Below are 24,357 nucleotides of genomic sequence, written 5' to 3' on the forward strand. Positions count from 1 at the left end.
GTCATGATGATGACGTGAAAAGCCGGTCATCCTTTTTGTCGATCCGCTGGGTTGGATGTGGCTGTTTGCCGTCGCCTATAAACGTATATTGCTTTCATTTCGGCGGGTTGTCACCAATATAGGACCGGTGCAACCGGCATTGGCGCACCCCCGCCACTAAAGACTCATTCATAACCTATATCATATTCAGGGTCAAGCCACCGTTGCAGCGCCGCGCATTGCCCTGCAAAGTGACGCATGATCGACAGTGCGGCCCTGGTGTTGTGCCGTGCGGCCTACTACAGGTCCTGCTTGAAGAACTGCTCCGGCTCGGTGACGGTGCCCGGACGGGGGGTGTATTCCACCGGTGCGGAATCCTCCTTGAAAACCTCGAAGACGGTGTTCTTGGATTCCGGTATGGGCAACAGTCCGGTATCGGCATCGATCTTGGCGAAAACCACCCCTTCGGGAACGGGGAAAATGCGCACCGGTTCGTTCTGCAAAATTTTGTCCATGAAGCCGAACCAAATGGGGCCGGCGGCGCCGGCGCCCGTCTCTCCCCGGCCCAAGGTCTGCTCCTGGTCGTACCCCACCCAGACCCCCGTGACATACCGGGGTGTGTAGCCGACGAACCAGGCATCGAACAGGTTGTTGGTGGTGCCGGTTTTACCCGCCACCGGTCGCTTGAGGGCGCGCATGCGCTGCCCGGTGCCGTACTTGACCACCCCTTCCAGCAGATTGGTCATGATGTAGGCGGTGCTTGCTTCGATCACCTTGCGCCGCTCCGGGTTCATCTCCTCCAACAAATTGCCGTGGCGGTCTTCAATTTTGGTGATGAAGGCCGGTTCCACCAGGTGCCCTTGATTGGCGAAGACGGTATAGGCACGCACCAACTCCAGCAGCGAAACACCCGAAGATCCCAGAGCGATGGAAAGGTCGCGGTTCAAGTTGGATTCGATGCCCATTTTGCGGGCGTAGTCGATGGCATAATCGATGCCGATATCCTGCAGGATTTTAATGGTCACCACATTGCGCGAATGGGCCAAGGCGTCTCTGAAGAGGGTCGGACCGTAAAACCGCTCCCCGTAATTTTTGGGTTTCCAGGTGAAGTCCTGTTCGGGATCCTGGAAAACAATGGGGGAGTCGATAATCACGCTGGCGGCCGTGTAGCCGTGATCCAGCGCGGCCGCGTAGATGATCGGCTTGAAAGCCGATCCGGGTTGCCGCCGGGACTGAATGGCCCGGTTGAACTGGCTCTCGGAAAAATCCCGTCCGCCCATCATGGCCTTGACCAGGCCGGTGTCGGCCTCGATGCACATCAAGGCGGCCTGCACCCGGGGCGTCTGGTCCAACTGCAATTGCCAGCGGCCGCTGTCCGGATCGCGATCCCCCAACGCCACCAAAATCACATCTCCCGAGGCCAAGGCCTGGGAAGGGCGCGTCAAGCGGGCGGCCGAATGGTGCACGTCGGGGTTGGGCTTGCGTGCCCAGCGCATGTCGTCCAAAAGCATGACGCCCTGCTCGCCGCCCAGGTCCACCCTTACCCGGCCCGCCCTGTCGTCCACCTCGACAACCACGCCGCGGGCGGTCCTGCCCGGCTCGAGGGGATTGGCCACCAGTGTTTCCGCCTGCACCGCCAGAAAAGCGTCGATCTCTTCCGCCGCAAGTTGCTTCAAGGGGCCACGATACCCTTCCCGCCGATCGAGATCTTTGAGGCCCTTTTCAATCTCTGCCATGGCCGCTTGTTGAAAATCGATATTGACCGCCGTGTGGACCTTCAGCCCCTGGCTGTAAAGCGCATCCATGCCGTAACGCTGCTCCAGATAGCGCCGCACATGTTCGCTGTAGACCGGCACCTGTTCCAGATAAAGGTTGCGCCGTGGATGAATATCCAGAACCGTTTCGATGGCCTCGGAAGCCTCGATCTGATCGATGTAACCTTCTTCCACCATCCGGTTGAGCACATAAATCTGACGCTGCTTGGCCCGGTCGGGATGGCGAAAGGGCGAATAGCGACTGGGGGCCTGGGGCAGACCGGCCAACATGGCGCACTCGGCCAGGTTGAGGGTATCCACCGATTTACCGAAATAGTTCTGGGCGGCTGCCTCCACGCCATAAGCGCCGTGGCCCAGATAGATCTGGTTCAGATAGAGAAACAGGATCTCATCCTTGCTGAAGCTGCGGTCGATTTGATAAGCGAGAATGGCTTCCTTGATTTTGCGTTCGTAACTGCGCTCGGGGGTCAACAGAAAACTCTTGGTCACCTGCTGTGTGATGGTGCTGCCGCCCTGGACGATGGTGCCGGCTTCCAGATTTTTATACATGGCGCGTATGATGCTGATCAGATCGATGCCTTTGTGCTTGTAGAAACGGGCATCCTCGGCGGCGATGAAAGCCTGTTGCAGGGTAAGCGGAATTTGCGCCAGGGGCAGCACAATGCGCCGCTCCCTGAAGAATTCGGCGATGACGTTGCCGTCGTCGGCATGCACCGTGGTGATGATGGGGGGATCATAATCCTGAAGGGAGCTGATCTTGGGCAGATCCCTTCCGATATACCAAAATACGCCGACGGTGCCGGCCACCGCCAGCACCATGAGCAGCAAAACACTCCACAGAGACCATTTCAGGATCCGCAGCCAAGGACCGCGCTGCTGTTTGCGGGCCCGTTTTTTCAGTATCTGGGAGGTGGTTGTCGGTTTCTTCATTGTTTTCCAATCTCGTTCGATCGTTCGATTGCCGCGGCGCCCGCTGCGGCAATCGGTATTGACCGCCACATGATAACATCCTGAACCTTTGGGGCCGAGCCTACCAAACTTGCATCATAACGGCAAGCTGAAGCCGTACGGGTGTCAAGGCAATCGCGTATAGAAATCAAATCGATAGAATTCCTTCAACTTAAAACTTAAAACTTAAAACTTAAAACTTTAAACTTAAAACTGGCCCGCTAGGGCCCTAAAACCGGCCCGCCAGGGCCCTATGGCGGCAAAAATTGATTTGACTGCATGCGCGATAATCGGTATGCGTTGGTGTTTTAACGTTGATCAAGCCCCGCAAGCGGGAAGCTTCGGGGTGAAAGGAGTTTTCGATGGCACCAACACTCGATTTCGACAAGCTGGACGGCCTGGTGCCGGCGATCGTGCAAGATCATGCCAGCGGCGACGTACTGATGGTGGGGTTCATGAACCCCGAAGCATGGCAAACCACCCTGCGCACCGGCAAGGCCACCTTCTACAGCCGGACCCGGCAGACCCTCTGGACCAAAGGGTTGACATCGGGCAACGTGCAGCTGGTCAAGGAGATCCGCATCGACTGCGACGACGACACCGTCCTGCTCAAGGTGGAACAGGTGGGCGGTGCCGCCTGCCACACCGGCCATCGCAGCTGTTTCTACAAACAAGTGAATGCGGACGGCACGCTCACGGAAGTCGGCCGGCCACTGTTCGATCCCAAGGAGGTTTACAAAAAATGACGCTACCTTTGAAGCTGGGGGTGCCCAAGGGCAGCCTGCAAAACGCCACCATCGCCCTGTTCAAACGTTCGGGATGGACCATCAATGTCAACGGCCGCAGCTATTTTCCCGAAATCAACGACGACACCATCGAGTGCGCCATCTGCCGCGCCCAGGAAATGTCCCGCTACGTGGAAAACGGTACCCTGGACGCCGGGTTGACCGGCAAAGACTGGATCGCCGAAAACAGCTCGGATATCCACGTGGTCGAGGACCTGGTCTACTCCAAGGTCAGCGCCCGCCCGGCCCGCTGGGTGCTGGCGGTGCCCTACGATTCCAACATCAAAACGCTGGAAGATCTCAACGGCAAGAAAATCGCCACCGAGCTGGTGGAATACACCCGGCGCTTTTTCACCGAGCGCAACATCGACGTGCAGGTGGAGTTCTCCTGGGGCGCCACCGAGGCCAAGGTGGTGTCGGGCCTGGCCGACGCCATCGTGGAAGTGACCGAAACCGGCAGCACCATCAAAGCCCACGGCTTGCGCATCATCTACGAGCTGATGCAGACCAACACCCAGTTGATCGCCAACCACACCGCCTGGCAGGATCCGGCCAAGCGGGAGAAAATCGAACAGATCGCATTGCTGCTGCAAGGGGCCTTGCGCGGCGAAAAGTTGGTGGGCCTCAAGATGAACGTCTCCCAACAAAACCTGCAGAAGGTGGTGGACCTGCTGCCCAGCCTCAACGCGCCGACGGTTTCGCCACTGTACCAGTCCGACTGGTTCGCCGTGGAAAGCGTGGTGGACACCAAGGTGGTCCGCGACTTGATTCCTGGACTGCTCAAGGCGGGGGCCGAAGGGATCATCGAATATCCGCTGAACAAGGTCGTTTAGCTTATGACCCAAGCAACCACCGGCAACGAGAATCCCTCCTGCCACCGACAGTGCGCCCCCGATTTCGGACCGGCGGCCACCGGGCAAGGGCACCGGGTGGCCCGCCGGGCCGAAGAGATGACCTCCTTCATCGTGATGGATGTCCTGGAGCGGGCCTGCGAGCTGGAATGCCAAGGCGTGGATGTGGTCCATCTGGAGGTGGGCGAGCCCGATTTCGATGCCCCGGCCTGTGTCACCGAAGCGGCCACCCGGGCCATGGCCGAGGGGTTCACCCACTACACCCACAGCCTGGGTATCCTGCCGTTGCGCGAAGCCATCAGCGACTATTACCGGGAAACTTACCGGGTGGCGGTGGACCCCGACCGGATCGTGGTGACCGCCGGCTGCTCGCCGGCCATCTTCATGACCTGCGCCGTTCTGCTGGAAGCCGGCGACGAGGTGATCCTGCCCGATCCTTATTACGCCTGCTACCCCAATTTCATCCAATTCGTTCAAGGTCGCTGCGTCACGGTACCGGTCATGGAGGCGGACGGTTTTCAATACACCCCGGAAGCCATTCAGTCCCGCATGACATCCCGCAGCCGGGCCATCTTCATCAATTCGCCGTCCAACCCCACCGGCACGCTGCTGTCGGCCGAGCGCATGCAAGCCATCGCCGGGCTGGGCCCCCTCATCATATCGGATGAAATTTACCACGGCCTGGTGTACGAAGGCCGGGCCCACAGCATCCTGGAGTTCACCGACCGGGCCTTCGTCATCAACGGTTTTTCAAAGCTCTTTGCCATGACCGGGCTGCGCCTGGGCTATGTGATCGCCCCCAAGCCGTTCATGCGCGGTTTGCAGAAGATCCACCAGAACTTCTTCATTTCGGCCAATGCCGCCGTACAAAAAGCCGGTATCGCCGCCTTGAGCGGCGCCCATGCGGATGTGGCCCGCATGAAGGCCACCTACGACCAGCGGCGGCGCTTCATGATCGAGCGGCTGCGGCGCATCGGTTTCACCATTTCCGTGGAACCCACCGGCGCCTTTTACATCTTCGTCAACGCACGGCATTTGTCCGACGACTCATACGCCCTGGCCTTCGACATCCTGGAAAAGGCCCACGTGGGGGTCACCCCCGGCATTGACTTCGGCCCCAACGGCGAAGGCTACCTGCGCTTCTCCTACGCCAACTCCCTGGAGAACATCCGGGAAGGCCTCGATCGGCTGGAACGCTACGTGCGTCAACACCACAGGACCTGATCGCCATGCCGCAAGCAACACCGAACGCCGCCCCTGCAACGGCCGCCCTGGAGTGGCCGCCCCTGGTGCGCGGCCGCCTGATCAAGCGCTACAAGCGTTTCCTGGCGGATGTGGAACTGGACGATGGCCGCGCCATCACTGCCCACTGCCCCAACTCGGGCAGCATGACCGGCTGCAAAACTCCCGGTCAACCGGTTTTCCTCTCGCAAAACGACAACCCCAAGCGCAAACTCAAATTCACCTGGCACATGATCGAAATGCCCACCTCCCTGGTGGGTATCAACACCCAGGTGCCCAATCGCCTAGTGACCCGGAGCATCACCGCCGGTTGCATCGACGCCCTGCAGGGCTATGAAAAGATCACGGCCGAAGTGACGGTCAACACCCATAGCCGTCTGGATTTGAAACTGACCGGCCCCGAAAAACCGGACTGCTATGTCGAAATCAAAAACTGCACCCTGGTGGAAGAAGGGGTGGCGCTCTTTCCGGACGCCCCCACCGCACGCGGCCGCAAACATCTACAGGAGCTGATACGCCTTAAGGCGGCCGGACACCGGGCCGTGATCTTCTTTCTGGTACAGCGCACCGATGCCCGCGCCTTCGCCCCCGCCGTCCATATCGACCCCGAATACGGCCGCGGTCTCTGGGAGGCCGCCGACGCCGGCGTCGAGATCCTGGTCTACGACGTCATCATCGACCCGCACACCATCACTCTGAACAAGCCGCTGCCCTACGATCCGGCTTGACGCTGCACCGCGCCCGGTCGAATTTGCGGCGCCCGATCATTGACTTTGGCGCGGGGGTCGGATAATTTTCACGACTTGGACCTGCAGTTGCGCGACCCATTGGGGTGTGCCCATGTGATGCTGGGCGCGCCCTGTACATTGACCGCCAACCCCGTGACCCGTGACCCGACATGACGGAAAGCGCTTCAGTCACCACCATCGCCGGCAAAGAGAACCTGATCCGCATTCTGGACAATCTCAAAGAGGGCATCATTGCCCACGATCTGCAGCGGCGCATCTTTTTCTTCAACGCCGAAGCCGAACGCATCACCGGGTATGGCCGCGACGAAGTCCTCAACCGCGATTGCCACGAAGTGTTCGACGGCCCCTTCTGCGGCCGGCGCTGCAGCTTCTGCGACGGCGCGCCGCCGCCGGACGACCACGCCCACTACCCACTGACCATCATCAACAAGCGCGGGGAGCCCCGCCGGGTGGAGTTCCGGGCGACCCTGATGCGCGACGCGCTGGGCCGACCGGCAGGGGTGCTGGCGGCCTTCAGCGACGTCACCCAACTGTTCGAACTGCAGCAGCGCAGCGACGACATCGACCGTTTCGCCAACATCATCGGCGGCGACCGCAAGATGCGCGCCGTCTATCAACAGATCATCGACGTGGCCCAGTACGATTTCCCCGTGCACATCCATGGCGAAACCGGCACCGGCAAGGAGTTGGTGGCCAACGCCATCCACAATGAAAGCCGCCGCGGCGGCGCGCCCTTTGTGCCCATCAATTGCGGCGCCCTGCCCGAAGGTTTGATCGAAAGCGAGCTTTTCGGCCACGTCAAAGGCGCCTTCTCCGGCGCCATCCGCGACAAGAAAGGCCGCTTCGAACTGGCCGACGGGGGCACCGTGTTTCTGGACGAAATCGCCGATCTGCCCAAACCGATGCAGGTCAAATTGTTGCGTTTTCTACAGGAGGGCACCTTTGAAAAGGTGGGCGGCGAACGCACCGCAACGGTCAATGTACGGGTGATCAGCGCCACCAACAAGGACCTGAAAAAAGAGGTGCAGCGCAACGCCTTTCGTGAAGACCTCTTCTACCGGCTCAAGGTGATCCCGGTCTTCATCCCGCCGCTGCGCGAGCGCAAGACCGACATCCCCCTGCTGGCCGAGCACTTCCTGCGTCAAACCGCCGAACACAATGGACAGAAGCCGCCCAAGATCGCCGAAAGCGCCATTGCCGTCATGTTGGACTACCCGTGGCCGGGCAATGTGCGCGAACTGCAGAATGCCGTGCAGTTCGCCTTGGTGCGCTGCAACAAAAAGTGGATCACCGCCGACGACCTGCCCCTGGAACTGCGCCGGTTGGTGCCGGCGCAATCGCTCCGCCAGGGTCGCAGCCGCAAACTCGATCCGGAGACCGTCCGCGAAGCGCTGGTCGAAACCGGCGGCAACAAGGCCGGCGCGGCGCGCAAACTGGGCGTGGGCCGCGCCACCCTCTATCGTTTTCTGTCCGAGCAGCCGGAGCTGGTGCCGCAAACCCAATAGGCCACCAAACATCGCCCGGCCGTTTGGCCTTTCCGCGCTCTCGCCACACCTTCCCGTGCACAGGCACCGCCTTGCCCCGGATTGGCCCACCCTTCGCTGCCGCCACGTTGATGCCGTCAGTAACCGGCCGCCGGATCCACCACATTGATCATCTGCCCCTCGCCGGTGAGATAAACGCCCAGATTGTGCTCGATGATCGCCATGGCCCGTTCGTTGTAGCGGGGCGTTGCGCCGCAAACATGGGGCGCCAGGATCACGTTGTCCAACATCCACAAGGGGCTGTCGGCGGGCAAGGGCTCTTGGTAATAGACATCGCTGACCATGGCATGGATCCGGCGGGTTTGCAGGGCCACGATCAGATCCGGCTCGTTGACCGTCCGGCCCCGGCCGATGTTGATGAAACAGGCCGTGGGTTTCATGCGCTCGAAGCAGCGCCGGTCGATGATTTTCTCGGTGGCCGGGGTCCAGGGCAACAGATTGATGACATAGTCGCTGCGGGCGAACAGCTCTTCCATCTGCTCGGGTCCCAGGACCGCATCCACATGGGCCACCGGTGCCGGCGTCCGTTTGATGCCGATAACGCGCATGCCCATGAAAGCCGCCTTGCGGGCGATCTCTTGGCCGATGGCCCCCAAGCCGAGGATGCCCACGGTGGCCCCGTAAATCTCGCCCTGGGGCACACTGCGATCCCACTTTTGCTGCAGTTGGTTGCGGAACATGATGTGAAACCCGCGGGCCAGGTTGACCATGGCGGCGATGGCGAACTCGGCCATGTGGATGCGGTGAATGCCCCGCCCGTTGGTCAGCAGGATGGCGCGCCGCTGAATTTCATCCAGGGCCATGTAGTCCACCCCGGCACTGATGGCCTGAATCCATTTCAATCGGGGCGCCGCGTCCAGCATGCGCCGGGTGCACAAAAAGAAGGTGAGCAGGATCTCGGCATCGGGCAGGTGGGTGAACATCTGTTCGCGATCGGTGGACTGCACGATTTCGAGCCGAGGATACTGTTGCCGCAGCCGGTCGACATGATGGGCGTCCAGATCGAAGGTGATCAGTGCTTGAGGCATGGCGGCGGCTCCTTTGGCGGAATTGAAAGGGTTTTCATCAACGGCATTGCTTGATATTTTCTGTTGCACATGCGATGGCTTTTGGCAAGCCGATGGCAAACGGGAGATGTTTTGACGATGAAACCTTACACATGCACTGAATATCGCCAAGAGATGATTCTACTGGGCTTGCAACGCCGTTTGAACGATCCGAACCTGGATCCCGAAGAAAAAAAGGCGCTCGAAGCACAGATTCGAAAAATCGAAAAAGAGATGGATATGGGGTAGGGGTGGGGTCGCGGGCTGGGGTTGCGGGGGTGTGAGTTGTGGGTGATGCGAGCCATATTCGATATGAAAATAGAGTTTTAAGTTTTAAGTTTAAAGTTTTAAGCAAGGTATGCTGTCATTGATAGGTGGGTGGTTGGGGTTTGCGATTGGTGAATTTTTTGGGGCGATGGATGGCTGCTTAGGTGGTCAGGGTGTTGAGTAGGGATAGGGGGTGTTGGATGATTTGGGTGGCGCCGGCCTCTTTCAGTTCTTGGGCCGGCCGGAAGCCCCAGCCGGCGCCGATGGGCATCATGCCCGCGCGACGGGCGGTTTGCATGTCCACGCCGCTGTCTCCCAGAAACAGGCACTCGCTCGGGTGGACCCCAAGCAACTTGGCCGCTTCCAGGGCCTGGGTCGGATCGGGTTTTTTGGGAATGCCCTCCTGTTGGCCCAGCACGGGGTGCAGGGGCCGGCCGGGAAAATAGTGGTCGATCATCATGCGGCAGAAGCGGTGGGGTTTGTTGGTGACCACGCCCATGTGCAGACCGCGCTCGGCCAGCCGGTCCAAAAGCGGCTCGATGCCGTCGTAGGGCCGCGTGGCCAGATGCCAGTTGCGGTTGTAATCTTCCAGAAAGGCCTCCAGGCAGGCGGCCACCGTTTCGGGCGCGCGCTGATCGGGCGGCAGTGCGCGGGTGATGAGCAGGGCCGATCCGTCCCCCACGAACCAGCGGTAGGCATCGGTCGGATGGGTTGGACAGCCCCGGTCCGCCAACACCCGATTGGCGGCCGCCGCCAAATCCCCCAGGGTGTCCAGCAATGTCCCGTCCAGGTCGAACAGCACCGCCTTGAAAACCATCTTGCACTCCCCTGCACACGTTTGCCCGAGAAAAGGGCGTATCACTGTTGTAACGCCCACCATCCTTAGTGCCTGGGGCGATTGGGGTCAAGGCGCAAAATGGTGCGTTGAACCACCGTCGGCAATTTCGCGGTTCGACTTCATAAACTGCGGTTTTCAACCACCGGCAACATTCATTATCGAAATCATTCGAAACTTATTGTTTGCCGCGAATGGAGAACAAGGGTGTATGGCGCGTTGAACCACCGCCGGCGGGTGGGGCGGGGGCGTCGGGTGCTGCGCGTTTTGGCGCCAAGGGGCCGTAATGGGGTGGGCTCCGGGCGGCCCGCAAACTCGCTGCGCTCAGACAGGTGCGGGCCGGACGCCCTGCGCCCACCCCATTACGGCCCCTATGCGCCTGCACGCATTGCAGCACCCGACGCCCCCGCCCCACCCGCCTCCGTGCGAGAACAGACGATGTCACTCTTGCGGTGTGGAAAAATACCCGCTCTGGTTGGCGCGCCCATCGGCTGCAGAGCATTCCGCGTGATCAGCATCACAATCGCTTGATGAAACCATGCTTAAAAATCGATAGAATTCATTAACTTAAAACTTAACACTTAAAATTTACAACTCTTAACACACAGCGGAGGCCGGATATTGCACCATTTCAGGTGCAATGCTATGGATGCGGCGGAAGCGATGGTCGAGGAAGCGGCACAAAGCCATCTTCAACCGGCTTGATGTCCGGCCGTTAGTGAACTCTAAAATCGGCGGCAATATGGGTATCCCAACAACCAGATGCACTTGGGATCGATTCTGTTGGACAGGTGAGGCGTGCCGGCTCGCGCTGTGGCTGCTTTTGATGCCGGCACTTCTGTGGGTGGTTGACAGTGCCGAAGCCGACGGAATGGTACGCCGCACGGTCACGGATCCCACGGGGCGGAACGTGGCGGTACCGGTGGCGCCACAGCGTATTGTGGCCCTGGCGCCCAGTGTCACCGAAATCATTTTCGCGTTGGGGCAGGAGCATCGACTGGTGGGCGTGACGCGGTTCAGCAACCACCCGCCGGAGGCGGCGATGCGGCCCAAGGTCGGCTCCTACATCCAACTGGACGTGGAACGCATCGCCGCTTTGGGTCCGGATCTGTGCATCGCCATCAAGGACGGCAACCCCATTGCGGCAGTGGAGCGACTGACCGCCATGGGCATACCGGTGTTCGCCGTCGATCCCGTGGACCTGGCCACCGTCATGCAGACCGTTACGGCCATCGGGGATCTGCTGGATGCCGCCGACGTTGCCGAAACCGTCGTCACCGGCATGGAGCGGCGGATCGAAGCGGTGCGGCTGCGACTGGAAGGAATTCAGGTACGCCCCCGGGTCTTTTTGCAAATCGGCGTCTCACCCATCGTATCGGTGGGCCGCGGCACCTTCATCGACATTTTGATTCAAATGGCCGGCGGCACCAACGTGGCCGCCGGCGGAGGCATGGCCTATCCCCGCTTCTCCCGCGAACAGGTGTTGCTGCTGGCGCCTGAAGTGATCGTGATCTCCTCCATGGAACGCACGGCCGTTTTCGAGCAGGTGAAGGCCGAATGGATGCAGTGGCCTTCCCTGCCGGCGGTCCAACGAAACGCGGTGCACATCGCCCCGCCCGACCTGTTCGACCGCCCCTCGCCAAGGCTGGTGGACGCCCTGGAGGTGCTGGCAGCCTTCATCCACCCCGACCGCTTCGAGGCCCGCCGATGAACGGCACGGTCCCGAAGGCGGGATTGGCCCGGCGCTTGATCGTGGTGGCCCTGGTGCTGACGGCAATCCTGATATCGGTGATGTACATCGGTCTGGCGGTCGGTTCCGCCGGGGGAGGATGGCGCGCGGTGCTGCAAATCCTGATCGGCAGTGACGAGGCCCACCTGTTGCACGATATCATTTGGCGCTTGCGCCTGCCGCGGGTGTTGCTGGCCGCGCTGCTGGGGGCCACCTTGAGCCTGGGGGGCATGGTGTTCCAGGCCCTTTTGCGCAACCCACTGGCCGAGCCCTATATCCTTGGCGTTTCCGGCGGCGCGGCCATCGGCGCCATCGTGGGCATACTGCTGGGGCTGTCCCGTTTTCCCGGCGTCTGGATGATGGCCTTCGCCGGCAGCCTGGCCACCTTGGGGGTGCTCTTTCTGATGGCCGCCGGCCGGACCATGCTGCGGGCCAACACGTTGCTGCTCTCCGGGGTGATGGTCAACGCCTTTTGCGCGGCGGTGATCATGTTCCTGGTCTCCATGGCCCAGGACAGCCGCCTGCACAACATCATCTTTTGGCTGATGGGCGATCTGGGCAACGCCACCCTCGGCAATACGGCCATCCTGGCCGCCACGGTGCTGCCCTGTTTCATCCTGATCTTCGCCCGCTCCCACGCCATGAACCTGCTGGCCCTGGGCAGCGACATGGCCCGCACCATGGGGGTCAACGTAGGGGCCACCACCGTTTTGCTGCTGGCGGTCACCTCCCTGATGGTCAGCGCCACGGTCAGTTATTGCGGCCTGGTGGGATTCGTGGGCCTGGTCATACCCCACATGTTGCGGCTGGTGTTGGGGCCCGACCACCGCGTGCTGACCGTGGCCTGCATCCTGGGCGGCGCCGCCTTCATGGTGTTGTGCGACGTGCTGGCCCGCACCCTGCCGCCCCACGGCGAAATCCCGGTGGGGGTGATCTCGGCCATGATCGGGGCGCCGCTGTTCATCTATCTGTTGCGCCGTTCCAAGGGGGTCGACCATGGCTGATGCCATCGCCCTGGAGCGTCTCGGCCATGCCTACGAAGGGCGCGCCGTGCTGCAGGACCTGAGCGTGCAAGTCCCCTGCGGCCGCTTTTTCGTCATCATCGGCCCCAACGGTTCGGGCAAAACCACCCTGCTCAAGCTGATGGCCCATCTGTTGCCCTTGCAAAAGGGCCATCTTACGGTCATGGGACGGGCGGTGGGGCGCTTCGGCGCCCGGCAACTGGCGCGCACCATCGCCTACGTGCCCCAAAGCGTCCCGGCCACCTTCGCCTTCACCGTTTTCCAGGTGGTGATGATGGGACGGGCGCCCCACCTGGGCATGCTGGGCATCGAAGGCGCCAAGGATCTGGATCTGGGGAGGCAAGCCATGCAACTGGCCGGCGTCGCCGACCTGGCGGAGCGCCGCCTGGACCAGCTCAGCGGCGGCGAACGCCAGCGGGTCTTCATCGCCCGCGCCATCTGCCAGCAACCGGCCATCATGCTGCTGGACGAACCCACCGCGGCCCTGGACCCGGCCCACCAGGTCCGGGTGATGGACCTCATGGAGCGTCTCAAGACCGAACAAGGGATCACGGTGGTGATGGTCTCCCACGATCTGAACCTGGCGGCCATGTACGCCGATTTGGTGCTGTTGCTGCACAAAGGGCATACAGCCGGGTTGGGGCCGCCCGGCAAGGTGCTCGATTATGCCATCCTGGAAGAGGTGTACGGATGCCCGCTGGTGGTGGACAAGAGCCCGCTGGGTGACTATCCGCGTGTGCATCTGGTCCCGGGCCGCTACATGCGCACGCCATGATGCCACTGAAATTTTAATTGAACCCTTTCTTGACAGACCCCTTGCCCATGACATACAGGCTATAAGTGTCCAGGTGCTTCGTTGGAAGCTGAAAAGGGAACCCCGTGCAACTCGGGGACGGGCCCGCCGCTGTGACCCTGCCCGATCCATTATCGATCGGGAACGCCGAATGCCGTGAGCGCCACTGCCGTTATGGTTGGGAAGGCCGCGTTCGGGGGAGGGAAGTCAGAAGACCTGCCCGGACACCGCAAGCCGCAGCAACGCGGAAAATCACCGGCTTGCATGATCAAGCGGATAAAAAAGGGACATCCCGGATCGATAACAATGTCGGTCCGGGTTTTTTATTTTGCCGGGCCAGAGAGGGGACGGAACATTTCCCCACAACCGATTCGCTCACTTTGAACGGAGGATCACACCATGCGAAGCACTGGAACGGTAACGGGCGCAATCGCCGCAATAGCAATGATATTTGCAGGCGGCCTGACGGCAATGGTTTGGGCACAGGATACCGCAGAGCAACCCCCGGCGGTGGTCATGGGCGAGGTGGTGGTGACCGCCAGCCGACAAGCCGAGGCGGTCACACGGGTGCCGGCCCACGTTACCGTTATCACCGCTGAAGACATTCAACGTACGACGGCTCAGAACGTGCCGGAGGTACTACGCTCCTTGGCAGGTGTACAGGCCATTGATATCAGCGGCAACCAACGAAATTACAACCTTGATATACGCGGCTTCGGGGAAAGTTCACCGCAAAACATCCTTTTACTGGTCGATGGCCGGCGCATCAATCTGCCAGACCTCTCGGGTCCTGACTGGAATCTGGTTCCATTGGAGCGTATCGAGCGCATCGAGGTGATTCGTGGCAGCCGCGGCAACCTGCTGTACGGCGACAACGCCACCGCAGGTGTCATTAACATTATTACGAAGGAGGGCGGCGCACTATCAGGCCAATTGTCGGCCGCTTACGGAAGTTACGATACCTTCCGGGGCAGCGCGTCCGCAAGTGGTGCTCAAGGTCCGCTGGCCCTTGATATCACGACAACCTATCTGGATAACACAGGCTATCGCGACAACAGCGACAGCGACACCAAGGACGTAGGCCTCAATCTGCGCATCGATCCCACTGAAAAGTTGCGCCTGCACGTCAGTTCCGGCTACCATTACGACGATGTTCGCAATCCTGGTTCGCTCCTGCAAAGCGAACTGAAAAGCGGGACACGCCGTACGGCAACGACCCACCCGCTCGATTTTGACAAAACGACGGATTATTATCTTAAAGCCGGCATGGAACTGGACATGCTTTCCGATGATACATTTAAGATCGACGCTTCTTTCAGACGTCGTGACAAACAGAGCTACGGCACTTACTCCGGAGGATATTGGTTCGCAGCCGACACCGAGACAAAGGTCGTAACAGTTTCTCCTCAGATGGTATTGCGGTCTGACTTTGATAAAGTATCGAATACCATTATTCTTGGTATCGACCACTCACAAGCCGAACAAGATTACGACAGCACAAGTGGTTTCGGAGCGATTCAGGCGACATTGGAAAAGAAAAACACCGGTTACTTCATCTATGACGAGCTCGGCATCGGTAGCAAATTACGCCTTTCGGGTGGATACCGGTATGACCGGGCCACATTTAAATACGATCCGGCCGATACACGGAAAAACATTATGGACGAAGAGGTGCTCAGCGTTGGCATCAACTATGAGTTCAAGGACAATTCCCACCTTTATGCCAGTTTCAATCGGGGCTTTCGCTATCCGGTGCTGGACGAGCAGTTCGTCTACGCCACAAGCTCCGTGAACACCTCATTGAGACCGGAAAACAATAAAAACTATGAACTGGGCGGGCGAATGGAGATAGTACGTGGATTGGTGTTCCGGCTCAGTCTGTTCCGTTTGGAAACGCAAGACACTATTTTTTACAATCCCGCCAGTTTCAACAATGAAAACATGGACGGCAAGACGATCCGTCAAGGGATCGAGACCGGCCTTTCTTGGCACGGCAAGGGGCTGGGTCTCGGTATTGGTTATACCTACAGTGATTCAGAGTTCGACGGAGGGCCTAACGATGGCAAAGAAGTGCCATTCGTGCCCCGCGACCGGGCCTCTGCTTTTATCAGTTATGAAATTTTACGGGGCTTGACACTCGGTCTCGACGGCATCTTCGTCGGCCAGAGTTACATGATCAGTGACTATTCGAATGATTTTCCCAAGGCGGAATCCTACACGATCATCAACGCCAAAGTGCAATACAAATGGCGCAGGCTCACATTTTTCGTCGATCTGAACAACCTTTTCAACGAAAAGTATTCCGCTTACAGCGGTTTGACATACATGGCCTTCGATCAGTATGAAGCCGGATTCTACCCATCCCCCGAATTCAACATCCTCGCCGGCGTGAGCGTGCGCTTCGGTGGGCTGTAGGTAGAGGTTCCCAATATGATGGCTTTCTTTTACAAGGGCGGGCCGGTGATGTATCCCCTGCTGGCCTGCTCTTTCATTGTCGTCACGGTGATCGTGGAGCGCGCCATTTTCTGGATGCGCACCGAAGTGCGGCGCAACCGGCCCCTGGTGGACGAGGTGTTGGAGCTGTGCCGCCGGGGAGACTGGGAGGCGGTGCGGCAAAAGACCGTGGGGTGCCGGGATTATGTGGTGCGCATCCTGGTCAGCGGCATTCTGCACCGCGAGTTCTCCATGCTCAAGGCCATGGAGGCAGCCGCGGCCGACGAGGTGCAGGGCATGCGCCGCTACATGGGGGCGCTGGACACCATGATCACCGTGGCGCCCTTGCTGGGAATATTCGGCACGGTGACCGGCATCATCACCTCCTTCGAGATGCTGGGCACCGCCGGCATCGCCCAACCCGAGGCGGTCACCGCCGGTGTGGCCGAGGCGCTGATCACCACCGCCTCCGGACTGGCCATTGCCATTTTGTCGGTATTTCCCTACAACTATTTCAACGGGCGGGTGGAGCGGGCCACGTTGGAGATCGAAAAATACGCCACCAGCCTGGAAATCGTCTACGAGAAGCTGATGCACGATGAAAATTAAAGCCGTTGCGCATCGCTCGCCGCGCATAGAGATGCTGCCTTTGATCGATGTGGTTTTCCTGCTGCTGGTGGTGTTCATCTATGCCATGCTGGCCATGGCGGTGCACCGCGGCTTGCCTGTGGCCCTGCCCGATTCGGCGGCTGCCGAGCCTGAAACGGAGGCGTTGATCGCCATTTCCATTACGGCCGCGGGCGACATTTTCGTCGATCGCGTCCCCGTCGCCCTTGCGGATCTGCAAGGAACCCTGGCGCGGCTTGCACAGGAAGAGAAACAGCGCGGGGTATTGCTCTTCGCCGACCGGCAGTTGCCTTACCAGGCCCTGTTCCAGGTGCTGGACCGGGTCCGCCAGGCCGGCCTGCACCGCATCAGCCTGCAGGCCGATCCCGAGCAGACGCAATGAAACGGTGGATTGTGCCGTTGGTTTGCGCCCTGGCCGGCCACCTGCTGCTCTTCACCTGCGATCCCGGCCGATCCGGCCCCACGTTGCAACCGCCCGCCCGCCGCAGCGTGACCATTTCTCTGCTGTCCCCGCCACCGGCGCCTGAACGCACTGTTGCCCCCCTGGCGGCCAAGGCGCCTCCTGCCATAAAACCAATGCATAAGATCGCGCCGCCACCGCCTCCCAAGCCGGCGCCACTGCCCGATCCGGCGCCGCCGCCCGTGCGAGCGCCGCGGCCAAAGCCCCCCACCCCGGCCGAGCCGCCGGTTGTGCCGGCCGAACCCCTGCCGACGCCGCCTCCTGACAGTTCGGATGAGGCAGAGGCGCCCACTGACCATTCGACGACAACTGAAAAAGAAACCGAAACCGCAACGGCGACAGAAGAGGTGCAACAGCCGCAGCCGGCATCGGACGCGGCCGAGGTGCAGGCCTCGGTACCGCTCTATGACCTCAACCCACCGCCCGACTATCCCGCCCTGGCGCGCCGGCGGCAATATGAAGGTACCGTGTTGCTCAATGTGCGGGTGGATATAGAGGGCAATGCCGCCGAGGTACGGATCTCCCGCAGCAGCGGCTATGCGGTACTGGACCGGAGCGCCGTGGCCGCCGTCGAAAGCTGGCGCTTCGAGCCGGCCCGGCGCCTGGGCCGCCCGGTGGAGATGTGGGTCCAGGTGCCGGTTCGGTTTGCCTTGAAGTGAATCAGAAGCTGTAAGAAATGGTGAGGCCGGCAACCCATTCGGTATCGAGGCCGTAAATGCCGTTGGCGATGTCGGCCCTGGGCAGCACATCCTTGTCCAGGGTGTTGACGTAGTGGACGGCGGCGCCCAAATTCAGGGCATCGGTCACGCTGTAGGAGAGCCCCAGCGAGAACCCGTAATCGTAGAAACCGCCGTCGGTGGCGGCGGCGCTGTAAGCCAGGGCGAAGTCCTTACCGGCAAAACCCGCCTTGGCGCCCACTTCCATTTCCAATCCCGCCATCAAAGCCATGACATAGGCCAGGCTCACCTCGGTGTAGTAGCTGTGCACCTCGTCCACATCGTAATAGAAGTTCCAGGCCGCCGACAGACCGCCGAACAGGGGCAGGCCCAGCCCGACGAACAACTCCCGCGTACCGGCGCCCCCGGCCGGGAACAGATATTCGATCAGGCCGACCCCGATCTCCAACCGCTCGATGGCGAAGGAATAGGAAAGGGTGATGTCCACCTCGGAAAAATTGTTCTTGTCCAAAGTGTCATTGTAATCATCCAGATCGAAATTGCCCCACACGTTGATGCCGAAGCCGCCCGTCGTGACGTCCAGACCGGGCTGGACCACCCAGCCGTTGTTGAAGGTAATGCCCCGCCACACATAGGCCGAATTGAGATCCAAGGTGGCCTCGGCCTCCGCCGCCCATGCCGTACCGCTTGCCAGCAAACCCATCAGAGCCATTGCCAAAATCATGCGTTTCATTGTCTGCGCTTCTCCCTTTGTACGGTGTGAATGCATCTCTGTGGGACCATCTCTGATCGCCAACCGGAAAAATTGAAGAGCCGCCGGCCGCCTCGCGTTCCATCCACCTCCTTTCCGGCGCCTTGCGGAGCAATCCATGCCGAATCCGAATGTCGGTTTTGAAAAGCAGCTTGTGTGCCAGAGGGAGAAATATAGCGAGACAATATGATATATAATGTAAAAATGGTACGTTAGGATATTTCAACAAAAAGGGGAGGGTTTATCTTTGAAAGATAATCCTACATTTATGCTATTTGAAAGCGCAATACCTACATTTTTGTTCGTTCACTCCGCAAGTCCGTCCCGGAAGGGGAATCGCAAAAAGGGGCTTGCGCACCCCCGGCGCATCTGGGATAAGCACTGCACAATGTCACTTTCGCCAAACAACGCAACCCACCCCAAACCATGGCGTATCGCACACCGCGGCGCCCGGGACGAGGCGCCCGAGAACACCCTGACCGCCTTCGAACGCGCCTTGGATTACCCCATCGACGGCATCGAACTGGACATCCAGATGAGCGCCGACCAGGTGCCGATCCTGTACCACGACGCCACCCTTTGGCGCGTGGCGCGACGGCGTCTGCGGGTGGCGGATTTGACCCGCGCGCAACTGGCCCGGCTGGATTGGGGCGCTTGGTATCATCGCAATTTCAGCGGCGAGCCCCTGCCCACACTGGTTGGTGCCCTGGAACGTCTGGCCGGTCGCACCCGGCTGATGCTGGAGATCAAGACCACGACGGCCGATCACGCCTCGGGCCACGCGACGCAGCTCACCCGCCGGGTCATCGAGGTGCTGACCGAGGCCGGCCACACCCTATACCCGGAACATCTCTTCATCCTCGCCTTCGATCTGCGGGTGCTGCAACAGGCCCACCAATTGGCGCCCCACTGGCAGTACGTCTTCAACGTGCCTCCGCGGCAGCCGGCGCTTGCAAATGCCCTGGCCGCCGCCCCGACCGAACTCCTGCACGCCATCTGCGCACCCATCGGCAAATTGACGGCGACCACGGCCCAATGGGCCCGCGAGCACCGGCTGGGGCTTTTCACCTATACCTGCAACGGTCCCCGACAGGTGCGCAAAGCCCTGCGTCTTGGCGTGGACGCCGTCATGAGCGACCGGCCGGGGTGGCTGACACGTCACTTGGGGAATCGGGAGGGAACGCTTCAGTCGGAAAGGTAGTAGACCACCGTGGAGACCACCCGCACTTTTTTGATGTGGGGGGTGTTGCTGTCGCGGTCGGAGATGGTGAACTGGCCCTGGTGGGCCTCCTTGATCTTGCCCAGGGTGCTGTCCGAATCCTGGGCGAATTTGCGGGCCACCTCCCGCGCGTTCTTGGTGGCTTCCTCGATCATGGCCGGTTTAATGTCGTTGAGGCCGGTGAAAAGATATTCGGTGCGGGTGTCGTAGTTCTGGCCGCCCACGACGATGCCTTGTCGGCCCAGGGCCACCATCTGCTGCATGGTGGCCAACACACGGTCCACCCGGGCGGTGTAGACCGTGACGACGACCGATGCGCTGTAACGAAAGGGGATCCGTTCATTGCCGCCGTAGTACTCGGCCATGCGGTCGGTGATGGCCGGCGGCCCCACGGCGATCTCATCTTCGTCGAAGCCGTTCTCCTTGAGAAAGGCCACCACCATGTCGCTTTTGGCCTGCAAATTGGCATACAGCGCATCGAGTGCGTTCTCCACCTCGGTGAACTTGATGGGCCAAATGGCGATGTCGGCGGCCACTTCCCGCTCGGACAACCCCTTCACCGTCACGGTGCGTTCGGCGCGGCGGATGGTCCATGAACTGGTGGACACCAGGTAGCCCAACAGTGCAAGCCCCAGAAAAATGGCCAGCCCACCGAAAAATCCCAAACCGCCGGATACCTGTCGTTCCATTGCCTACTCCTTTTAACCGCACTCCGGTTTTACATTTAAAACAAAAGGGGCTTCCTGTTCAGCTCCCATTTCCTGCACGCGCTCAATGATCCGCGACGTGTCCGAAAAGATGTCCCAACTCCGGAAAGATCAGTGCCTTGCAGGCCAGCTTGACCGCCTTGAGGCTGCCCGGCAGACAGAACACCAGGCAGCGGTCGATCACCCCGGCCGTGGCCCGGGACAACAGGGCGGCCGAATCCACCTGTTCGTAGCTGAGCTGGGCGAAAACGGGACCGAAGGCGGTAAGGGTCTTGCTGAAAAGGGGCGCCACCGCTTCGATGGTGACGTCTTTGGGGGTAATGCCGGTGCCGCCTGTGATGATGACGGCTTCAGGCGGCACAGCGTTCGTTATCCATTCGGTCAACGCCCGGCGGATGGCGTTCAGATCGTCGTCCACCACGCGATGATCCACCACCCGATGCCCCTCCCGATCGGCCCGCCGGGCGATCCAGCGGCCGCTCTCGTCGGTCTCCAACGTGCGGCTGCTGGAGATGCTGAGCACCGCCACGCGCAGGGATCGGGGGCCCTTGGCCCGATGTTCTTTGTGTCCCATGGCCGTCTGCGCCTCTCTATGCCGTGGTCAATACCACCCGGTCCTCGCCGTCGCTTTCGGTCAGCATCACATTGATCATCTGATCGCGCCGGGTGGGCACGCATTGGCCGGTGTAGTTGCTCTGGATCGGCAACTCCCGGTGCCCCCGGTCGATCAGCACCGCCAATTCGATGCGCGCGGGTCGCCCGAAATCCACCAGGGCATCCATGGCCGCCCGGATGGTGCGGCCGGTGAACAGCACGTCGTCCACCAGGATGATCTGTTTGCCGTCCACGGTGAAAGGAATGGAGGTGGTCTTGACCACCGGCTGGGCGTTCATCTGGGTCCAGTCGTCCCGGTATAGGGTGATGTCCATCTCCCCCACGGGCAAAAGGTCGCCGGCGAAGGTCTGGAGGTTTTCCCGCAAACGGCGCGCCAAAAACACCCCCCGGGTGTGTATGCCGATCAAGGCCACGTCGTGGGTTGATTTATGAACCTCCAGTATTTCGAAGGCCATCCGTTTGAGAATGCGGTCGATCTCGACGGCATCCAGGATGTGTCGTGTTTCGCTCATGGGGTCCGTCCGCCGTTGGAGGGTTGGGGCGACCTCGCTGCCTTGTGTTTCGCGATGCAGAGGGTCGACCGATCATCTTGTTATGCATTGCTCCACACATATAACAGTCGGTGGGACAAGGACAAGGTTTAAGTGGGTTGCGGCGTATGAGCCAAAACCGCCGAAAACACCAAGACGGATATCCAAACAGCCCAAGTTGGTGCCTACCCCTGCCAATCCAAATCCAAATCGAAATCGGTATCGGTATCGAGGTGAACCGAAGGCCAAACTGAACTGAATCGATCCCGATTTCGTTCCCGATTTTGATACCGAGGTCGATGCTGCTTTAGCCGCTTCCCATCATATTTTGATTCAGGCATAACCCCAAACACCAATGCATGCGGACCCGGCTCATAACGGATGGCGAGCTGGTGTGTTTGGTGCGTTGAACCACCCGCCTCCGTGCGAGAACAGACCATGTCACTTTAACGGTAGGAAAATAACCCTTTGTGGTCGGCGCGCCCATCGGCTGTAAGGGATCCCGCGCAATCAACAACACAAGCGACTGATGCAACCTTACCATAAAATCGATAGAATTCATCAACTTAAAACTTAACACGTAAAACTTAAAACTTTCAACACTACAAGCCGGACGCCCTGCGCCCACTCCATAGCGTATGGCCGCAGCGATTTTGAAACCGACAGCGTAGGGGCACGGCATTGACGCTCCGGCCCCTTTCCCATAGGATGACACCCATTCATCCTCGAATGGACAGGTAATGCGATGCCCCCCACTGAGACGCCAGCATCTTTTGTACCCACCACGCCGGCGGAAGTCCGGCAGCTTGGCTGGTCGGCGCTGGATGTGATCATCGTCAGCGGCGACACCTACATCGACGCGCCCCAGATCGGCGCGGCGGTGATCGCCCGGGTGCTGCTGGCGGCGGGTTTCCGGGTGGGGGTCATCGCCCAACCCGATGTGAGCGACGGCCGGGACATCACGCGGTTGGGGGAACCGGTGCTTTTTTGGGGCGTCACCGGCGGCAGCGTCGATTCCATGGTGGCCAACTTCACCGCTTCCGGGCGCAGGCGCAAAAGCGACGATTTGACCCCGGGAGGGCAAAACACCCGACGGCCCGACCGGGCGGTCCTGGCCTACAGCCACCTGATCCGGCGCCACTTCAAGCAGACGCGGCCCATCGTGCTGGGGGGCATCGAGGCCAGCCTGCGGCGCATCTCCCACTACGATGCCTGGAGCGACGGGGTGCGACGTTCCATCCTGTTCGACGCCAAGGCCGGTTTTCTGCTCTACGGCATGGCCGACGACACGGTGGTGGACCTGGCCCGTCGGCTGCAACAAGGACAATCGCCACACACCCTGCGCGGCCTCTGTTATATCGCGCGCGAGTTGCCCGATCCGGATGAAGCGCGCTGGAACGGACCCGACGTGAAACTGCCCGACCATGCGGTGGTGCGTGACGACAAACAGGCCTTTGCCCGCATGTTCGCGCAGTTCTACGAAAACACCGATCCCTGGCGCGGCCGGCGCCTGATCCAGCGGCAGGACACCCGTTTCCTGGTTCAGAATCCCCCACCGCCACCGCCGCCGCCCGAGGTGCTGGATGCCGTGCACGAATTGCCCTACACCCGGTCGGTGCACCCCTACTACGCCGCCGACGGACCGGTGGCCGCCCTGGAGACCATCCGCTTCTCCCTGACCACCCACCGGGGTTGTTTCGGTGAGTGCCGTTTTTGCGCCATCGCCGCGCACCAAGGCCGGCAGGTGATCTCCCGCAGCCCCGCCTCCATCCTGCGCGAGGCCGAGGCGTTAACGCACCACCCCGATTTCAAGGGGATCATCGCCGACGTGGGCGGCCCCACGGCCAACATGTACGCCATGCAATGCCCTGTTGTCGCCGGCCGCGGGGGATGCACGGACAAGGGATGTCTCGTTCCCCGCCCCTGCAGGACCCTGGCGCCGGACCACCGCCCCCAGATCGCCCTGCTGGACGCCCTGCGCCGGCTGCCTGGCGTGCGCAAGGTGTTCGTGGCTTCGGGCCTGCGTTACGACCTGATCCTGGCGGACCGCAAGCATGGCGAAGCTTACCTGGAGACCCTGCTGCGCCACCACGTCTCCGGGCAACTCAAGATCGCACCGGAACATTGCGACGACAGGGTGCTGCAAAGGATGGGCAAGCCGGGCCGGGATCGCCTGGAAGCCTTCATCGATCTGTTCGAGCGCGTCAACCACCGCCTTCCCAAACGGTGTTTCCTGACCTACTACTTCATGGCCGCCTACCCCGGCTGCGGCGAACCGGAGATGCGCGCCCTGGCCCGCTTCACCCGCGAAAAGCTGAAGCTGCGGCCCGAACAGGTGCAGATCTTCACACCCACACCATCCACCTATGCCACGGTGATGCATTATACAGAGACGGATCCTTTCAGCGGAGATGCGTTGTTTGTCGAAAAGAAGATAAAAGGCAAGGTGGCTCAGAAAGCCATGCTGACGGCCGCCAAATGGAAGGGGTGGGACGGGAAAAAGAAAAAACAACGTCCGGCGCGGGGCGGTAAGCCGGGCACCGGACGGTGATGGTTTTGAACCGTAACTAAATTTTGTCCTTTTTTTTCTCCTGCTTGGCCTTGCGTTTCTCCTTGAGGGACTGGGCGGGTTTCTTTTTGCCTTCCTTGCGTGTATCCTGGGCTTTGGCCATGGTTGCCCTCCTTTTGTTTCATGAGTGGATGACGGATCGAAGCCACACCTGTTCTGAACAATGCGAACGATGTCCGATCTTTTCTCCCCCTATCACCAAAC

General features: G+C 60.5%; 22 protein-coding genes and 1 riboswitch. Of the genes, 15 read left to right on the top strand and 7 right to left on the bottom strand.

Annotated elements, in window-relative coordinates:
* Positions 1-278 precede the first annotated feature (278 nt).
* A complete protein-coding gene (locus tag MRX98_RS01035; protein ID WP_246902253.1) occupies positions 279-2,684 on the bottom strand; it encodes a penicillin-binding protein 1A in 2,406 nt (801 codons plus the stop codon).
* 380 nt (positions 2,685-3,064) lie between these two features.
* Here MRX98_RS01035 and hisI point away from each other — a divergent pair, with 380 nt between their 5' ends.
* The 5 genes from hisI (at position 3,065) to MRX98_RS01060 (ending at position 7,834) form a co-directional block, all read left to right on the top strand.
* On the top strand, positions 3,065-3,448 hold the full coding sequence (gene hisI, locus MRX98_RS01040) for a phosphoribosyl-AMP cyclohydrolase (protein ID WP_246902254.1): 384 nt from the start codon (positions 3,065-3,067) through the stop codon (positions 3,446-3,448).
* Positions 3,445-4,320, top strand: a complete 876-nt coding sequence (gene hisG / locus MRX98_RS01045; protein ID WP_246902255.1) for an ATP phosphoribosyltransferase — start codon at positions 3,445-3,447, stop codon at positions 4,318-4,320. Before hisI ends, hisG begins: the two co-directional genes overlap by 4 nt.
* Positions 4,321-4,323: 3 nt before the next feature.
* Positions 4,324-5,562, top strand: a complete 1,239-nt coding sequence (locus MRX98_RS01050) for a pyridoxal phosphate-dependent aminotransferase (protein ID WP_343217716.1) — start codon at positions 4,324-4,326, stop codon at positions 5,560-5,562.
* 5 nt (positions 5,563-5,567) lie between these two features.
* Positions 5,568-6,308, top strand: a complete 741-nt coding sequence (gene sfsA, locus MRX98_RS01055; protein ID WP_246902256.1) for a DNA/RNA nuclease SfsA — start codon at positions 5,568-5,570, stop codon at positions 6,306-6,308.
* A 170-nt stretch (positions 6,309-6,478) separates the two neighbouring features.
* Entirely contained in the window at positions 6,479-7,834 is a 1,356-nt protein-coding gene (locus MRX98_RS01060; RefSeq protein WP_246902257.1) for a sigma-54 interaction domain-containing protein, read from the top strand.
* Between the two features lie 116 nt (positions 7,835-7,950).
* Here MRX98_RS01060 and MRX98_RS01065 read toward each other — a convergent pair whose 3' ends face one another.
* Positions 7,951-8,901, bottom strand: coding sequence for a D-2-hydroxyacid dehydrogenase (locus MRX98_RS01065; RefSeq protein WP_246902258.1), 951 nt, complete (start codon positions 8,899-8,901; stop codon positions 7,951-7,953).
* Positions 8,902-9,018: 117 nt separating this feature from the next.
* Here MRX98_RS01065 and MRX98_RS01070 point away from each other — a divergent pair, with 117 nt between their 5' ends.
* Positions 9,019-9,168 carry a hypothetical protein gene (locus MRX98_RS01070; protein WP_246902260.1) on the top strand — a complete coding sequence of 50 codons (150 nt, stop codon included), beginning with the start codon at positions 9,019-9,021 and terminating at the stop codon, positions 9,166-9,168.
* Positions 9,169-9,346: 178 nt separating this feature from the next.
* Here the strand turns inward: MRX98_RS01070 and MRX98_RS01075 are convergent, their stop codons facing one another.
* Positions 9,347-10,003 carry an HAD family hydrolase gene (locus MRX98_RS01075; protein ID WP_246902261.1) on the bottom strand — a complete coding sequence of 219 codons (657 nt, stop codon included), beginning with the start codon at positions 10,001-10,003 and terminating at the stop codon, positions 9,347-9,349.
* 844 nt (positions 10,004-10,847) lie between these two features.
* Here MRX98_RS01075 and MRX98_RS01080 point away from each other — a divergent pair.
* From MRX98_RS01080 to MRX98_RS01110, 7 genes are all read left to right on the top strand, one after another.
* A complete protein-coding gene (locus MRX98_RS01080) occupies positions 10,848-11,732 on the top strand; it encodes an ABC transporter substrate-binding protein (protein WP_246902262.1) in 885 nt (294 codons plus the stop codon).
* Positions 11,729-12,754, top strand: coding sequence for a FecCD family ABC transporter permease (locus MRX98_RS01085; RefSeq protein WP_246902263.1), 1,026 nt, complete (start codon positions 11,729-11,731; stop codon positions 12,752-12,754). The genes MRX98_RS01080 and MRX98_RS01085 overlap by 4 nt, the downstream gene beginning before the upstream one ends.
* On the top strand, positions 12,747-13,547 hold the full coding sequence (locus MRX98_RS01090; protein ID WP_246902264.1) for an ABC transporter ATP-binding protein: 801 nt from the start codon (positions 12,747-12,749) through the stop codon (positions 13,545-13,547). Before MRX98_RS01085 ends, MRX98_RS01090 begins: the two co-directional genes overlap by 8 nt.
* Positions 13,548-13,601: 54 nt before the next feature.
* Positions 13,602-13,803, top strand: a riboswitch (cobalamin riboswitch).
* 161 nt (positions 13,804-13,964) lie between these two features.
* Entirely contained in the window at positions 13,965-15,980 is a 2,016-nt protein-coding gene (locus tag MRX98_RS01095; protein ID WP_246902265.1) for a TonB-dependent receptor, read from the top strand.
* A 15-nt stretch (positions 15,981-15,995) separates the two neighbouring features.
* Positions 15,996-16,607, top strand: a complete 612-nt coding sequence (locus MRX98_RS01100; RefSeq protein WP_246902266.1) for a MotA/TolQ/ExbB proton channel family protein — start codon at positions 15,996-15,998, stop codon at positions 16,605-16,607.
* A complete protein-coding gene (locus tag MRX98_RS01105; protein ID WP_246902268.1) occupies positions 16,597-17,007 on the top strand; it encodes an ExbD/TolR family protein in 411 nt (136 codons plus the stop codon). The genes MRX98_RS01100 and MRX98_RS01105 overlap by 11 nt, the downstream gene beginning before the upstream one ends.
* Positions 17,004-17,744: an energy transducer TonB gene (locus MRX98_RS01110; RefSeq protein ID WP_246902270.1), complete on the top strand. Its 741-nt coding sequence runs from the start codon at positions 17,004-17,006 to the stop codon at positions 17,742-17,744. Before MRX98_RS01105 ends, MRX98_RS01110 begins: the two co-directional genes overlap by 4 nt.
* Position 17,745: 1 nt before the next feature.
* Here MRX98_RS01110 and MRX98_RS01115 read toward each other — a convergent pair whose 3' ends face one another.
* Positions 17,746-18,495, bottom strand: coding sequence for a TorF family putative porin (locus MRX98_RS01115; protein WP_246902272.1), 750 nt, complete (start codon positions 18,493-18,495; stop codon positions 17,746-17,748).
* Positions 18,496-18,901: 406 nt separating this feature from the next.
* Between MRX98_RS01115 and MRX98_RS01120 the strand changes: the two genes are divergently transcribed.
* On the top strand, positions 18,902-19,714 hold the full coding sequence (locus MRX98_RS01120) for a glycerophosphodiester phosphodiesterase (RefSeq protein ID WP_246902274.1): 813 nt from the start codon (positions 18,902-18,904) through the stop codon (positions 19,712-19,714).
* On the opposite strand, the gene MRX98_RS01125 is transcribed toward MRX98_RS01120, so the two are convergent.
* From MRX98_RS01125 to pyrR, 3 genes are all read right to left on the bottom strand, one after another.
* Positions 19,699-20,421, bottom strand: coding sequence for an SIMPL domain-containing protein (locus tag MRX98_RS01125; RefSeq protein ID WP_246902276.1), 723 nt, complete (start codon positions 20,419-20,421; stop codon positions 19,699-19,701). The genes MRX98_RS01120 and MRX98_RS01125 overlap by 16 nt on opposite strands.
* A gap of 82 nt (positions 20,422-20,503) precedes the next feature.
* Entirely contained in the window at positions 20,504-21,013 is a 510-nt protein-coding gene (locus tag MRX98_RS01130) for a MogA/MoaB family molybdenum cofactor biosynthesis protein (RefSeq protein WP_246902278.1), read from the bottom strand.
* Between the two features lie 16 nt (positions 21,014-21,029).
* Positions 21,030-21,566: a bifunctional pyr operon transcriptional regulator/uracil phosphoribosyltransferase PyrR gene (pyrR, locus tag MRX98_RS01135; RefSeq protein ID WP_246902280.1), complete on the bottom strand. Its 537-nt coding sequence runs from the start codon at positions 21,564-21,566 to the stop codon at positions 21,030-21,032.
* A gap of 763 nt (positions 21,567-22,329) precedes the next feature.
* Between pyrR and MRX98_RS01140 the strand changes: the two genes are divergently transcribed.
* Positions 22,330-24,135 carry a YgiQ family radical SAM protein gene (locus tag MRX98_RS01140; RefSeq protein ID WP_246902282.1) on the top strand — a complete coding sequence of 602 codons (1,806 nt, stop codon included), beginning with the start codon at positions 22,330-22,332 and terminating at the stop codon, positions 24,133-24,135.
* Positions 24,136-24,357 lie beyond the last annotated feature (222 nt).

It is taken from the genome of Desulfatitalea alkaliphila, assembly GCF_022968795.1.
In the GTDB taxonomy this organism is placed as follows: Bacteria; Desulfobacterota; Desulfobacteria; order Desulfobacterales; family Desulfosarcinaceae; genus Desulfatitalea; species Desulfatitalea alkaliphila.

Bases quoted from the DNA above. Each gene is read 5' to 3' on its own strand.
- MRX98_RS01035 (WP_246902253.1), bottom strand. From the start codon at position 2,684: ATGAAGAAACCGACAACCACCTCCCAGATACTGAAAAAACGGGCCCGC.
- hisI (WP_246902254.1), top strand. From the start codon at position 3,065: ATGGCACCAACACTCGATTTCGACAAGCTGGACGGCCTGGTGCCGGCG.
- hisG (WP_246902255.1), top strand. From the start codon at position 3,445: ATGACGCTACCTTTGAAGCTGGGGGTGCCCAAGGGCAGCCTGCAAAAC.
- MRX98_RS01050 (WP_343217716.1), top strand. From the start codon at position 4,324: ATGACCCAAGCAACCACCGGCAACGAGAATCCCTCCTGCCACCGACAG.
- sfsA (WP_246902256.1), top strand. From the start codon at position 5,568: ATGCCGCAAGCAACACCGAACGCCGCCCCTGCAACGGCCGCCCTGGAG.
- MRX98_RS01060 (WP_246902257.1), top strand. From the start codon at position 6,479: ATGACGGAAAGCGCTTCAGTCACCACCATCGCCGGCAAAGAGAACCTG.
- MRX98_RS01065 (WP_246902258.1), bottom strand. From the start codon at position 8,901: ATGCCTCAAGCACTGATCACCTTCGATCTGGACGCCCATCATGTCGAC.
- MRX98_RS01070 (WP_246902260.1), top strand. From the start codon at position 9,019: ATGAAACCTTACACATGCACTGAATATCGCCAAGAGATGATTCTACTG.
- MRX98_RS01075 (WP_246902261.1), bottom strand. From the start codon at position 10,003: ATGGTTTTCAAGGCGGTGCTGTTCGACCTGGACGGGACATTGCTGGAC.
- MRX98_RS01080 (WP_246902262.1), top strand. From the start codon at position 10,848: ATGCCGGCACTTCTGTGGGTGGTTGACAGTGCCGAAGCCGACGGAATG.
- MRX98_RS01085 (WP_246902263.1), top strand. From the start codon at position 11,729: ATGAACGGCACGGTCCCGAAGGCGGGATTGGCCCGGCGCTTGATCGTG.
- MRX98_RS01090 (WP_246902264.1), top strand. From the start codon at position 12,747: ATGGCTGATGCCATCGCCCTGGAGCGTCTCGGCCATGCCTACGAAGGG.
- MRX98_RS01095 (WP_246902265.1), top strand. From the start codon at position 13,965: ATGCGAAGCACTGGAACGGTAACGGGCGCAATCGCCGCAATAGCAATG.
- MRX98_RS01100 (WP_246902266.1), top strand. From the start codon at position 15,996: ATGATGGCTTTCTTTTACAAGGGCGGGCCGGTGATGTATCCCCTGCTG.
- MRX98_RS01105 (WP_246902268.1), top strand. From the start codon at position 16,597: ATGAAAATTAAAGCCGTTGCGCATCGCTCGCCGCGCATAGAGATGCTG.
- MRX98_RS01110 (WP_246902270.1), top strand. From the start codon at position 17,004: ATGAAACGGTGGATTGTGCCGTTGGTTTGCGCCCTGGCCGGCCACCTG.
- MRX98_RS01115 (WP_246902272.1), bottom strand. From the start codon at position 18,495: ATGAAACGCATGATTTTGGCAATGGCTCTGATGGGTTTGCTGGCAAGC.
- MRX98_RS01120 (WP_246902274.1), top strand. From the start codon at position 18,902: ATGTCACTTTCGCCAAACAACGCAACCCACCCCAAACCATGGCGTATC.
- MRX98_RS01125 (WP_246902276.1), bottom strand. From the start codon at position 20,421: ATGGAACGACAGGTATCCGGCGGTTTGGGATTTTTCGGTGGGCTGGCC.
- MRX98_RS01130 (WP_246902278.1), bottom strand. From the start codon at position 21,013: ATGGGACACAAAGAACATCGGGCCAAGGGCCCCCGATCCCTGCGCGTG.
- pyrR (WP_246902280.1), bottom strand. From the start codon at position 21,566: ATGAGCGAAACACGACACATCCTGGATGCCGTCGAGATCGACCGCATT.
- MRX98_RS01140 (WP_246902282.1), top strand. From the start codon at position 22,330: ATGCCCCCCACTGAGACGCCAGCATCTTTTGTACCCACCACGCCGGCG.